General features: G+C 72.1%; 11 protein-coding genes and 1 other RNA gene. 9 read left to right on the top strand and 3 right to left on the bottom strand.

Going from position 1 to position 12,122, the window contains the following annotated elements:
- The first annotated feature begins 30 nt into the window (after positions 1–30).
- The 3 genes from ACZ45Q_RS03740 (at position 31) to ACZ45Q_RS03750 (ending at position 3,704) form a co-directional block, all read left to right on the top strand.
- Positions 31–1,275: a serine/threonine-protein kinase gene (locus ACZ45Q_RS03740; protein ID WP_468254432.1), complete on the top strand. Its 1,245-nt coding sequence runs from the start codon at positions 31–33 to the stop codon at positions 1,273–1,275.
- Between the two features lie 67 nt (positions 1,276–1,342).
- Positions 1,343–2,449 (top strand): peptide chain release factor 2, encoded by a 1,107-nt coding sequence (gene prfB / locus ACZ45Q_RS03745; RefSeq protein WP_468254434.1) that lies wholly within the window; start codon positions 1,343–1,345, stop codon positions 2,447–2,449.
- Between the two features lie 316 nt (positions 2,450–2,765).
- Positions 2,766–3,704 carry a hypothetical protein gene (locus ACZ45Q_RS03750; RefSeq protein ID WP_468254436.1) on the top strand — a complete coding sequence of 313 codons (939 nt, stop codon included), beginning with the start codon at positions 2,766–2,768 and terminating at the stop codon, positions 3,702–3,704.
- Between the two features lie 74 nt (positions 3,705–3,778).
- On the opposite strand, the gene ACZ45Q_RS03755 is transcribed toward ACZ45Q_RS03750, so the two are convergent.
- Positions 3,779–3,973: a hypothetical protein gene (locus ACZ45Q_RS03755; protein ID WP_468254438.1), complete on the bottom strand. Its 195-nt coding sequence runs from the start codon at positions 3,971–3,973 to the stop codon at positions 3,779–3,781.
- 253 nt (positions 3,974–4,226) lie between these two features.
- On the opposite strand from ACZ45Q_RS03755, the gene ftsE reads away from it, so the two are divergent.
- The 5 genes from ftsE to ssrA all read left to right on the top strand — a co-directional run bounded on the left by ftsE (position 4,227) and on the right by ssrA (position 8,232).
- A complete protein-coding gene (ftsE, locus tag ACZ45Q_RS03760; RefSeq protein WP_468254440.1) occupies positions 4,227–4,916 on the top strand; it encodes a cell division ATP-binding protein FtsE in 690 nt (229 codons plus the stop codon).
- A gap of 38 nt (positions 4,917–4,954) precedes the next feature.
- On the top strand, positions 4,955–5,872 hold the full coding sequence (ftsX, locus tag ACZ45Q_RS03765) for a permease-like cell division protein FtsX (protein WP_468254443.1): 918 nt from the start codon (positions 4,955–4,957) through the stop codon (positions 5,870–5,872).
- 68 nt (positions 5,873–5,940) lie between these two features.
- Positions 5,941–7,113 carry a S41 family peptidase gene (locus ACZ45Q_RS03770; protein ID WP_468254444.1) on the top strand — a complete coding sequence of 391 codons (1,173 nt, stop codon included), beginning with the start codon at positions 5,941–5,943 and terminating at the stop codon, positions 7,111–7,113.
- A 62-nt stretch (positions 7,114–7,175) separates the two neighbouring features.
- Complete coding sequence (gene smpB / locus ACZ45Q_RS03775) at positions 7,176–7,655, top strand: SsrA-binding protein SmpB (protein ID WP_468254447.1); 480 nt, start codon at positions 7,176–7,178, stop codon at positions 7,653–7,655.
- A gap of 177 nt (positions 7,656–7,832) precedes the next feature.
- Positions 7,833–8,232: a transfer-messenger RNA gene (gene ssrA / locus ACZ45Q_RS03780) on the top strand.
- Positions 8,233–8,303: 71 nt separating this feature from the next.
- Here the strand turns inward: ssrA and ACZ45Q_RS03785 are convergent.
- Positions 8,304–9,296: a LacI family DNA-binding transcriptional regulator gene (locus ACZ45Q_RS03785; RefSeq protein WP_468254448.1), complete on the bottom strand. Its 993-nt coding sequence runs from the start codon at positions 9,294–9,296 to the stop codon at positions 8,304–8,306.
- Between the two features lie 74 nt (positions 9,297–9,370).
- The gene (locus ACZ45Q_RS03790; RefSeq protein ID WP_468254450.1) at positions 9,371–10,711 is read right to left on the bottom strand and encodes an MFS transporter; all 1,341 of its coding nucleotides are present in this window, start codon (positions 10,709–10,711) and stop codon (positions 9,371–9,373) included.
- Between the two features lie 84 nt (positions 10,712–10,795).
- On the opposite strand from ACZ45Q_RS03790, the gene ACZ45Q_RS03795 reads away from it, so the two are divergent.
- Positions 10,796–11,773: a LysR family transcriptional regulator gene (locus tag ACZ45Q_RS03795; RefSeq protein WP_468254452.1), complete on the top strand. Its 978-nt coding sequence runs from the start codon at positions 10,796–10,798 to the stop codon at positions 11,771–11,773.
- Positions 11,774–12,122 lie beyond the last annotated feature (349 nt).

Consider the following 12,122-nt stretch of genomic DNA (forward strand, 5'->3'; position numbering starts at 1 on the left):
TAGCGACAACACGCGTCGGTAGGAGCAGTCTTGGCACGGAAGATCGGCAGCCGGTACACCGCCCACCAGATCCTCGGGCGGGGCAGCGCCGGCACGGTGTGGCTGGGCGAGGGACCGGAGGGTCCCGTTGCGATCAAGCTGCTCCGCGAGGACCTCGCGTCCGACCAGGAACTCGTCGGCCGCTTCGTACAGGAGCGCACCGCCCTGCTCGGCCTGGAGCACCCGAACGTCGTCTCCGTGCGCGACCTGGTCGTCGACGGCAACGACCTCGCCCTGGTCATGGACCTGGTCCGGGGCACCGACCTGCGCACCCGGCTCGACCGTGAGCGCCGGCTCGCGCCCGAGGCCGCGGTGGCGATCACCGCCGACGTCGCCGACGGGCTGGCCGCCGCGCACGCCGCCGGGGTCGTCCACCGCGACGTCAAGCCGGAGAACGTGCTGCTGGACATGCAGGGCCCGCTCGGCCCGGGCGCCTCGCACCGCGCCCTGCTGACCGACTTCGGCGTGGCCAAGCTCATCGACACGCCGCGCCGCACCCGCGCCACGAAGATCATCGGCACGCCGGACTACCTGGCCCCGGAGATCGTCGAGGGCCTGCCCCCGCGCGCGTCCGTCGACATCTACGCGCTCGCCACCGTCCTGTACGAGCTGCTGGCGGGCTTCACCCCGTTCGGCGGCGGCCACCCCGGCGCCGTCCTGCGCCGCCACGTCACCGAGACCGTCGTCCCGCTCCCGGGCATCCCGGACGAGCTGTGGCAGCTCCTCGTGCAGTGCCTGGCCAAGGCCCCGGCCTCCCGGCTGCGCGCCTCCGAGCTGGCCGCCCGGCTGCGTGAGCTGCTGCCCCTGCTGGCCGGGATGCCGCCGCTGGAGGTGGACGAGCCGGGCGCCGAGCAGCCGGACGAGGCCCCCGACGCCCAGGAGGAGCCGTCCGCGGGCCGCGGCGAGCCCGTACGCCGCCGCGGGGCGGTGCCGCTCGTGCCCGGTGCCAAGCCCGCCGGCTCCAACCGCGACACGCACACCTCCATGCGGGTGCCGGCGCCCGACGAACTGGCGGGCGGCGCCCGCGGCACCGCCCGCGCCCCGCGCGCGAGCGGCGCCCCGCGCCCCGGCTCGGCCCGCAACCGGGCCGCGACCCGCCGCCGCCGGGCGGCGCTCGGCGCCGGGGCCCTCGCCCTGGTCGCCGCGGTCGGCGCCGGTACCTGGCTGGCCACGTCGGGTGACGACCCGGGCCCCCAGCCGCAGGACACGAAGAACTCCGCCCCCGCGGCACCGTGAGGCGGCGCACCCGCCCGCTCGCCCGCACCCGGCGTGGACCGCTTGGCAGAGCCGTTACGCTGGATGCGTGGCAGTCGTCGATGTATCCGAAGAGCTCAAGTCCCTCTCCTCGACCATGGAGTCGATCGAGGCCGTTCTGGACCTCGACAAGATGAGGGCAGACATCGCCGTGCTCGAGGAGCAGGCGGCCGCGCCGTCCCTGTGGGACAACCCGGACGAGGCGCAGAAGATCACCAGCCGGCTCTCCCACCTCCAGGCCGAGGTCAGGAAGGCCGAGGCGCTGCGCGGCCGGATCGACGATCTCGCCGTGCTCTTCGAGATGGCCGAGGAGGAGGACGACCCGGACACCCGCGCCGAGGCCGAGTCCGAGCTCACGGCCGTCCGCAAGGCGCTGGACGAGATGGAGGTCCGCACGCTCCTCAGCGGTGAGTACGACGCCCGTGAGGCGGTCGTCAACATCCGCGCCGAGGCCGGCGGCGTCGACGCGGCCGACTTCGCCGAGAAGCTCCAGCGCATGTACCTGCGCTGGGCGGAGCAGCGCGGCTACAAGACGGAGATCTACGAGACGTCGTACGCGGAGGAGGCCGGCATCAAGTCGACCACCTTCGCCGTCCAGGCGCCGTACGCCTACGGCACCCTCTCCGTCGAGCAGGGCACGCACCGCCTGGTGCGCATCTCGCCCTTCGACAACCAGGGCCGCCGCCAGACCTCCTTCGCGGGCGTCGAGGTGCTCCCCGTCGTCGAGCAGTCCGACCACGTCGACATCGACGAGTCCGACCTGCGCATCGACGTCTACCGCTCCTCCGGCCCGGGTGGCCAGGGCGTGAACACCACCGACTCCGCGGTGCGCATCACGCACATCCCGACCGGCATCGTCGTCTCCTGCCAGAACGAGCGCTCCCAGATCCAGAACCGCGCCACGGCGATGAACGTTCTCCAGGCCAAGCTGCTGGAGCGGCGCCGCCAGGAGGAGCAGGCCAAGATGGACGCCCTCAAGGGCGACGGCGGCAACTCGTGGGGCAACCAGATGCGGTCCTACGTGCTGCACCCGTACCAGATGGTCAAGGACCTGCGGACCGAGCACGAAGTCGGCAACCCCGAGGCCGTGTTCAACGGTGAGATCGACGGCTTCCTGGAGGCCGGGATTCGCTGGCGCAAGCAGCAGGAGAAGTAGCCGGCCTGCGGAAACACCGCTTTGTCGACAAGGCAACTGCCGCCTTCGGGGCGGCAGTTGCCTTTTGTCTGTCGGTGATGTCCGGGTTTTACAGCACACTCACGGCCTTACGTTTCCGGCATACGCCCTGTACCTGGACATCGCGTACGCAACGACCTTGACGTTGCTGTGAAAAATCGGAAGGGTGAGGCGCGGCATGCGTATTTCCGGGGCGCATGTGAACCGGGGGATTTGACCTTCATGTCGAGCTGCCCCCGTCGATCACGGCCCCGAGCGCCGCCTCACTGACTATTCGGCTACTGGGGGTAGCAACTACATGACGAAGAAGACGCGGATCCGTGTCGCGCGCATAGCCGCGGGCGCGGTGATCGCCGCCGGCGCCTCCCTGACCGCCGCGGGCGCGGCGTCCGCCATCGGTGTCGGCGCGGGCGCGAGTCTCGGTGACGAGGGCGCCCAGGTCGGCGTGGGCATCCAGGCCGACGAGCCCGACCCCTGTGACATCGGTACCGGCCCGGACTGCGACGACGACACGACCGGTGGTGGGTCCGGCGGTGACGACTCCTCCGGCGGTGCGTCCGGTGGCGATGACTCCTCCGGTGGTGCGTCCGGTGGTGACGACTCCTCCGGCGGAGCCTCGGGCGGCGACGACTCGACCGGTGGTGGGTCCGGTGGTGACGACTCCATCGGCGGTCTGATCGGTGGCGGCATCGGCGGTGACGACTCCTCCGGTGGTGCGTCCGGTGGCGATGACTCCTCCGGTGGTGCGTCCGGTGGCGATGACTCCTCCGGTGGTGCGTCCGGTGGTGACGACTCCTCCGGTGGTGCGTCCGGTGGTGACGACTCCTCCGGTGGTGCGTCCGGTGGCGACGACTCCTCCGGCGGTGCGTCCGGCGGCAACGGCGGCGGCAACGGTGGCAACACCGGTGGCAACGGCGGGGCCACGGGTGGCAACGGTGCGACCGGCGGCAACGGCGGTGTGACCGGTGGTGACGGTGGTTCCGTCGGCGGTGGGGACAACACCGACCCCGACGGCAACAACACCGTCCCGCAGGAGGAGGGCTCCTCCGCCCTGACCGACACCGGCACGGACGCCCCGGCCTCCGACGCCTCCGCCCAGGGCAGCGGCGAGGAGCTGGCCGAGACCGGTGCCCAGGAGATGACGTTCCTGGTGATCGGCGCCGCGACGATGATCGCCGGCGGCATCGGCTTTCGCGTGCTGCCGCGCGTGATGGCCGGCCGCGGCGCGGCTGCCTGAGCGTAGCCGCACGAACACGGCGAGGGGCCCGGAGCGCACAGCGCTCCGGGCCCCTGCGTGTGTCCGTGCCCGCGTCAGGCGGTCTGGTGGGCCGCCAGCAGCGCCAGCGCCGCGATCAGCACCGCCAGCAGCGCGATCAGCGCCGTCGGGTTCAGCCCCGCGAAGAAGTTCTCCTGCTGCAACCGCTCGCGGTTGGCCCGGCACACCGGGCACCGGCCCTCGCTCACGGGCGCCGCGCAGTTCGCGCACACCAACCGGTCGTACGTCATGCGCTCGCCCTCCTTGCACCGCACCGGTGTACTGGTCCCTGTCGTCACATGTTCACGTACCCAACGCCCACGGCGCCGCGAACGTTCCTCATTCCACTGTGCCAGGTTCCGCGCGTCGCTGCGCACCTTCTCCCCGCTGCCGAGGTATGGACAAAACGCGCAACCAGCGCGCAACCCCGACCGGTGACTGCGGTCCCATACCCACTTCGCGTATGGTCACGCACATCTACCCCCGGCGACCCGTGGTGCATCCGTGATCCGATTCGACAACGTCTCCAAGGCCTACCCCAAGCAGAACCGCCCAGCCCTCAGGGACGTGTCCCTGGAGGTCGAGAAGGGCGAGTTCGTCTTCCTCGTGGGGTCCTCCGGCTCCGGAAAGTCCACCTTCCTGCGGCTGATCCTCCGCGAGGAGCGGGCCAGCCACGGACAGGTGCACGTCCTGGGCAAGGACCTGGCCCGCCTGTCCAACTGGAAGGTGCCGCACATGCGGCGCCAGCTGGGGACGGTGTTCCAGGACTTCCGCCTGCTGCCGAACAAGACGGTCGGCGAGAACGTCGCCTTCGCGCAGGAGGTCATCGGCAAGTCGCGCGGCGAGATCCGCAAGTCCGTCCCCCAGGTCCTCGACCTGGTCGGACTCGGCGGCAAGGAGGACCGCATGCCGGGCGAGCTGTCCGGCGGTGAGCAGCAGCGCGTCGCCATCGCGCGGGCCTTCGTCAACCGGCCCAAGCTGCTGATCGCCGACGAGCCCACCGGCAACCTCGACCCGCAGACCTCCGTCGGGATCATGAAGCTGCTGGACCGCATCAACCGCACGGGCACCACCGTGGTCATGGCCACCCACGACCAGAACATCGTGGACCAGATGCGCAAGCGCGTCATCGAGCTGGAGAAGGGCCGCCTCGTCCGCGACCAGGCACGCGGCGTCTACGGCTACCAGCACTGAGACCGCACCAGATGCACGGAAAGGCATAACCAGACGCCATGCGCGCCCAGTTCGTCCTGTCGGAGATCGGCGTCGGTCTCCGCCGCAACCTGACGATGACGTTCGCCGTCATCGTCTCCGTCGCCCTGTCGCTGGCCCTGTTCGGCGGGTCGCTCCTGATGAGCGACCAGGTCAGCACCATGAAGGGCTACTGGTACGACAAGGTCAACGTCTCGATCTTCCTCTGCAACAAGAGCGACGCCGAGTCCGACCCGAACTGCGCCAAGGGCGCGGTCACCGAGGACCAGAAGAAGCAGATCCAGGCCGACCTCAAGGAGATGTCGGTCGTCGACACGGTGACGTACGAGTCGCAGGACGAGGCGTACAAGCACTACAAGGAGCAGTTCGGCGACTCGCCGCTGGCCAGCTCCCTCACGCCGGACCAGATGCAGGAGTCGTACCGCATCAAGCTGACCGACCCGGAGAAGTACCAGGTCATCGCCACCGCCTTCGACGGGCGGGACGGCGTGCAGTCGGTGCAGGACCAGAAGGGCATCCTCGACAACCTCTTCGCGCTGCTCAACGGCATGAACTGGGCGGCGCGGGCGATCATGGCGCTGATGCTCGTCGTCGCGCTGATGCTGATCGTCAACACCGTGCGCGTCTCGGCGTTCAGCCGGCGGCGCGAGACCGGCATCATGCGCCTGGTCGGCGCCTCCGGCTTCTACATCCAGGCGCCGTTCATCGCCGAGGCGGCGGTCGCCGGACTCATCGGCGGCCTGGTCGCCTGCGGATTCCTGGTGACCGCCCGCTACTTCATCATCGACCACGGCCTGGCGCTGTCGGAGAAACTGAACCTCATCAACTTCATCGGCTGGGACGCCGTCCTGACGAAGCTGCCGCTCATCCTCGCCACCAGCCTCCTGATGCCCGCGTTGGCCGCGTTCTTCGCGCTGCGCAAGTACCTGAAGGTGTGACACATGCCAAGAGGGCCGTACGGACAAGCGACCGTGCGGCCCTCTTCGCTTGTCCTAGACTCACCGGCATGTCAGGTCGTGACCTGTTCTGTCAGCCCCGCCGCATGCGCCACGGGGCCGCCCTGACGTTGGTGTTCGCCAGTGTCCTGGTGGCCGGCGCGGCCACCGGCTCACTGCCCGCGGCCGACGCGGAGCCGGCCTCCGACGCGTCCCGGCAGGCCGCCCCCGCCGGGCGCCACGCGGACGTGGCCCGTGCCGCGGCCGAGGCGATGGCGGACGGCAAGTCCCCGGTCGAGGCGGCCGAACGGGCCGTGAGCCGCAGCGGCGACCGCTGGGGCGCCGTCTACTCCCGCGGCGAGTACCGGGAGTTGACCGAGGCCCTCGACGGCCGCTACACCGGCGTCGGTCTGTCCGCGCGGCGCGAGCACGGCGGCCGTATCGAGGTGACGAAGGTATGGCCCGGCTCGCCCGCCGCCGACGCCGGGATCCGGGAGGGCGACCGGCTGCGCAGCGTCGACGGCGAGAAGGTCGACGGACGGCCCGTCACCGAGGTCGTCGCCCTGCTGCGCGGCGACGCCACCGACGCGCCCGCCGGCAGCACCGTCCGGCTAGGCCTGGAGCGCGGCACGCGCGCGTGGACCGAGACCGTGCGCCGCGCCGAGCTGACCACGCAGCCCGTCACCGTGCGCAGGCTGGCCAGCGGTGCGACCGTCGTCAAGGTCGCCTCCTTCACCAAGGGTGTCGGCGAGCAGGTGCGCACCGCCGTACGGCAGGCACCCGACGGCGCCGGGATCGTGCTGGACCTGCGCGGCAACTCCGGCGGACTGGTCGCCGAGGCCGTCACCGCCGCATCCGCCTTCCTCGACGGCGGCCTCGTCGCCACCTACGACGTGGACGGCGAGCAGCGCTCCCTGCACGCCGAACCCGGCGGCGACACCGCCAGACCCCTGGTCGCGTTCGTCGACGGCGGGACGATGAGCGCGGCCGAGCTGCTCACCGGCGCCCTCCAGGACCGCGGCCGTGCGGTCGTCGTGGGCTCCCGCACCTTCGGCAAGGGCTCGGTGCAGATGCCGAGCACGCTGCCCGACGGCTCGGTCGCCGAACTGACCGTCGGCCACTACCGCACCCCCGCCGGCCGCGGGGTCGACGGCACGGGCCTCACCCCCGACCTGGAGCTCGACGCCTCCGACCCCGACGGCCTGCGCCGCGCGGAGACCGTGCTCAGCGGCCTGGGCCGGTAGCGCCGCGCCTCGTTAATCGGCTTCCCGCGGACCCCCTCCCTAGTGCGAAAATGGGCGGCACTATGGCTAAGGAAAAAGGGCGCAAGCTGATCGCGCAGAACAAGAAGGCGCGGCACGACTACCACATCCTCGACACCTACGAGGCCGGTCTGGTCCTCACCGGGACCGAGGTGAAGTCACTGCGCCAGGGGCGGGCCTCGCTCGCCGACGGCTTCATCCACATGGACGGGCACGAGGCCTGGCTGCACAACGTGCACGTGCCGGAGTACAGCCAGGGCACCTGGACCAACCACAGCGCCCGCCGCAAGCGGAAGCTGCTGCTGCACCGCTCGGAGATCGACAAGCTGGAGTCGAAGTCCCAGGAGACCGGGCACACCATCGTGCCGCTCGCCCTGTACTTCAAGGACGGCCGGGCCAAGGTCGAGATCGCGCTCGCGCGCGGCAAGAAGGAGTACGACAAGCGGCAGACGCTCCGCGAGAAGCAGGACCGGCGCGAGGCGGAGCGGGCGATCTCGGCGATCCGGCGCAAGCAGCGGGCGTGAGGCGGATCACCGCCCGGGGCCGGGAATGTCCGGCCGCGGTACGTGGTTGAACCCGCTGCCACGCCCGGGTGACCCCGGGGAATACGCTGGCACGGACGTGCGTTGGTCACGTACGATGGCATCTGCACCGCACGCGGTGCGCCGAGACCCCCAACAGGGGGTTTGAAAAATCAACATGGGGATGATCGGTTTCGACAGCGGCTGTCGAAGCAGGGGAAGCGTGTCGAGGAAGCGGCCATGATCTCGTAAACCACAGGCCGAAAAAAATAATCGCCAACACCAAGCGCGATTCCTCCCAGCAGGCCTTCGCCCTCGCTGCCTGATCTCAGGTAGCAGAGCGAGCCTCCTATACGGGAGTGTCAGCCCGGGGCTGTTCCCGACCCGGATCCTGGCATCAGCTAGGGAACTCCACCTCTAGACCCGGTCACGGGGTGTAGAGGAAAACCAAACAGTGACTGAGCCCGTCGGAGACTTGTCCGCGTGATCTCCGGGGCCGAGAAAAGCGAAGCGGACTGCACACGGAGAAGCCCTGGTTCCGCACCGTTGGACGCGGGTTCGATTCCCGCCATCTCCACGATCTCCATGTGGCGAAGGGCCCGGCAGCGACAGTTGCCGGGCCCTTCGTCGTGTTCAGGAGCGCGGCCGTGTTCAGGAGCCCGGCGGTGGCGCCGTGCTGGCGCGGACCGTCAGGCGGGGCGTGAGCAGCGTGGTGGCCGCGGCCGGAGCGCCGGACAGCCCGCTCATCAGCAGGGCCACCGCACGGGCACCCGCCTCGGCGGCCGGCACCCGGACCGAGGTGACCGGGACCCGGGCCGCGGCGGCCACCTCGTCCGGGCAGATGGCCGTGACCGACATGTCCCCGGGCACGCGGACCCCGAGCCGCTCCAGGGCGTCGACCAGCGGTCCCAGCAGGGGCTCGTTGTGCACGACCACGCCGGTCGGCGCCGGGTGCCGGGCGAGCAGCAGCTCGGCCGCCCCCCGGGCCCCGTCCCGCCCGGCGGGCCAGGGGTGCACGGACGACACCAGGCCGGCGCGGTCGGCGGCGGCGGTGAAGCCGCGGACCACGCGGTGCGCGAACGCGGTCTGCCGCACGTACACCTCCGGCGGCGAGCCGACCAGCGCCACCACCCGGTGCCCGAGCCCGGCCAGATGGTCCACGCACAGCTCCCCGGCGGCCCGGAAGTCCAGATCGACGCAGGTCAGACCGTCCGCCTCGGCGGGTACGCCGATCAGCACGCTCGGCCGGCCGAGCCTGCGCAGCAGCGGCAGCCGGGAGTCGTGCAGCTCGACGTCCATCACGATCACCGCGTCCGCCGTGCCCGGCTCCATCAGCCTGCGCAGCCCCTCCTCGCCGTCCTCCCCGGTGATCAGCAGGACGTCGTGGTCGTGGGCGCGGGCCGCGCTCACCACGGACACCGCGAACCGCGTCACCACGGGCACGTCGATCCCGGCACGCAGGGGCAGCAGCAGCGCCAGCACCCTGGACCGGCCGCCGCCGGGCGGACGGTAACCCAGCTCGCGGACGGCCGCCTCGACGCGGCGCCGGGTCGCCTCGGAGATCGGGCGCTTGCCGCTGAGCGCGTACGAGACCGTGCTCGGGGAGACGCCGGCCCGCCGCGCCACGTCGGTGATCCTGGCCATCCGCCCGGCCCCTCTGGGTGTCGACGCCGTCGAAGCGCTTCGACGCAGGAAGGTAAGGGCGCGACGCCGGGGCGTCAATGGGTCCGGCGGGACCGGGGGGACGGCAGCAGGGCCAGCAGCAGCGCCACGGCGGCGGCCGTGACCGGAACCCCGTACCCGGCCGTGGCCGAAACGTGCTCCACCGTCCAGCCCCCGGCCGCGCTGCCGCAGGCGATGCCCCCCAGCAGGCCCGTCACCGCCAGGGTCATGCCCTCGTTGAGGCGCCCCTCGGGGGTCCGGCGCTGGACCAGCGTCATGGTGGTGACCATCGCCGGGGCAGTCGCCATCCCGGCGAGCAGCAGGGTGCCCGCGAGGAGCGGCAGGGAGCCGCTGAGCACCGCCGCGAACAGCGGCAGGGTCAGCAGCCCCGCCATCGCGGCGACACACCACGGCAGACGGGACTCGGGGGGCCCGGCAGGCTTCCACGCGCCGTACAGCAGCCCCGCGGCGCACGAACCGGCCGCCTGGAGCGCCAGCACCACACCGGCCGCGGTGCGATGTCCCTGTGCGTCCGCGAACGCGATGGTGACGACCTCCATCGCGCCGAACACCCCGCCCAGGGCCAGGCAGACCACGAGCAGCGGCGGGATGCCGGGCGCCCGCAGCGGGGCCCGGCCGTGCGGGCGGGGCCGGGCCGGCGGTTCGGTGGCGCGCTGGGCGGTGAACAGCAGCATGCCCGTCAGCAGCAGGGCCGCCCCGGCCAGCGTGCCCGCCTCCGGGAACAACGTCCCGCACAGCAGGGCCGCCAGCACCGGGCCCAGCATGAAGCACAGTTCGTCGGTGGCCTGCTCGAAGGAGTTCGCGGTGTGCAGCGCGTCCGCGTCGCCTTTCAGCAGGTGGGCCCAGCGGGCGCGGGCCATGCCGCCGGTGTTGGGCGTGGTGGCGGTGGCGGCGTACGCGGCGAACAGGGTCCAGTCGGGGGCGCCGTGGCGCACGCACAGCACCAGGGCGAGCGAGCCGAGGACGGCGAACACCGTGGCCGGTACGGCCACCCGGGCCTGGCCGTGGCGGTCGACGAGCCGCGCGGTCCACGGCGCGACCAGGGCGGTCGCCGCGAGCCCGGTCGCGGTGACGGCGCCGGCCAGGGCGTAGGAGTCCCGCGTGGCGGCGATCATCACGACGGCGCTCACGCTGAACATGCCCATGGGGAGCCGGGCGATGAGGTTCCCGGCCGTGAACGCCCGGGCGCCGGGCACGGCGAGGAGCCGGCGGTACGGTCCCGGCGGCCGGCGCGGCGCGGGACGGCGGCTTCGGTGCGGCCGGTCGCCGTGCGGGGGCCGGGCGCGGGGGCCTAGGTCGGCGACGACGAGGGTGTCGGCGGTCAGGGCCGGCAGAACGGGCCGGCGGGAAGGGGGATGTCCGGTCGGTTGCGGCATGGCGACCACGGTCTCTCGCAGCCGATCACGGGGTCCAACACCTTCTCCGTACCGATTGACGCACCCTCGTTGTAGATTCACGGGATGCCCTCCTCCGTCCCCGGCCACCTGGAACCCCGGCTGCTGCGCGCCTTCGTGGCCGTCGCCGAGGACCTGCACTTCACCCGGGCCGCCGCCCGGCTGTACGTCGCCCAGCAGGCGCTCAGCCGGGACGTACGGCGGCTGGAGCGGGAGTTGGGCGCCGAGCTGTTCGTCCGCAGCACCCGGCAGGTGACGCTCACGGCCGACGGCGAGCGGCTGCTGCCGTACGCCCGGCGGGTGCTCCAGGCGCAGGACGACCTGCTGGCCGCGTTCGGGCAGGCCCGGCCTCTGCTGGTGGACCTCAACTCGCCGGGCCTGGCCACCGGGCGCGAGGTCCTGCGCCGGGCCCGCCGGCTCGTCCCCGACCAGGAACTCATGGCCCGCTACGAGAGCGGCCTCGCGCACGCCGCCGCCGAGGTGCTCGCCGGGCGCCTCGACGCGTCGTTCGGGCGGTTCGCGGGGCTGGCGCCGGCGCTGCGGGCGGGGCTCGCCCACCAGCCCGTCCGGTACGAGCCCATGGCGGTCGTGCTGCCCGAGGACCACCCGCTGGCCGGGCGGCCCGAGGTGCCGCTCGCCGCGCTGGCCGGGGAGACCGTGTACGCCGGGGCCGGCAATCCGCGGACGCCGGAGTGGACCGACCTCGCGCATCGCCTGTTCGAGGGACGCGGCATCGAGGTCGCGTCACCCGTTCCGCTGGCCGTGGGCGACGAGGAGTTCCAGAGGATCATGGAGAGGGAGCGCGTGCCGGTCCTCGCCGTCGTGGACTTTCCGGCCATGCCCCGCACCGTGGTGCGTCCCCTGGTCGATCCGGTGCCGCTGTCGCCCGTGTCACTCGTGTGGCGAAAAGGGCTGGTGCATCCGGCCCTGGACGCGCTCCGTGGGGCAGCGGCCCAGCTCGCGGCCGAAAACGGATGGCTCCGGCGGCCCGTAGAAGGGTGGATTCCGGACAGCGACGCGGCTGTGATGTGCGTCCACAACTGACACCGGGCAACCACATGTCCTCCGCGTGCGCTACATTCTTGGCCTGAGCACGGTGTGGTACAGGGGGCGCTCGAACCTGGTGGGGGCCGGTTCGGTCGACGGGTGCTCGGAGTCGTATGCGCACCCGGAACTGTCCCGTGGGGGGAAGTGCGTACGCGTGAAGAAGTGGCAAAAAGACGCCCAACCCGAGTGGTCCGAGGGCGACTTCACGTCCCACGAGCTTCCTGGGACGGAGCCGGACCGGCGCGTGACGCACACCTCTCCCGAGACCCTGGCGTTCCCCGAGCCCCGCACCGGCACCCGCGGGCCCGGTCCGAACGCCGCCCCGAACCGGATGCCGAGTTCCCGA

Source organism: Streptomyces sp. NPDC031049, from assembly GCF_055571015.1.

Bases quoted from the DNA above. Each gene is read 5' to 3' on its own strand.
- ACZ45Q_RS03750 (WP_468254436.1), top strand. From the start codon at position 2,766: ATGACGAAGAAGACGCGGATCCGTGTCGCGCGCATAGCCGCGGGCGCG.
- ACZ45Q_RS03755 (WP_468254438.1), bottom strand. From the start codon at position 3,973: ATGACGTACGACCGGTTGGTGTGCGCGAACTGCGCGGCGCCCGTGAGC.
- ftsX (WP_468254443.1), top strand. From the start codon at position 4,955: ATGCGCGCCCAGTTCGTCCTGTCGGAGATCGGCGTCGGTCTCCGCCGC.
- ACZ45Q_RS03770 (WP_468254444.1), top strand. From the start codon at position 5,941: ATGTCAGGTCGTGACCTGTTCTGTCAGCCCCGCCGCATGCGCCACGGG.
- smpB (WP_468254447.1), top strand. From the start codon at position 7,176: ATGGCTAAGGAAAAAGGGCGCAAGCTGATCGCGCAGAACAAGAAGGCG.
- ACZ45Q_RS03785 (WP_468254448.1), bottom strand. From the start codon at position 9,296: ATGGCCAGGATCACCGACGTGGCGCGGCGGGCCGGCGTCTCCCCGAGC.
- ACZ45Q_RS03790 (WP_468254450.1), bottom strand. From the start codon at position 10,711: ATGCCGCAACCGACCGGACATCCCCCTTCCCGCCGGCCCGTTCTGCCG.
- ACZ45Q_RS03795 (WP_468254452.1), top strand. From the start codon at position 10,796: ATGCCCTCCTCCGTCCCCGGCCACCTGGAACCCCGGCTGCTGCGCGCC.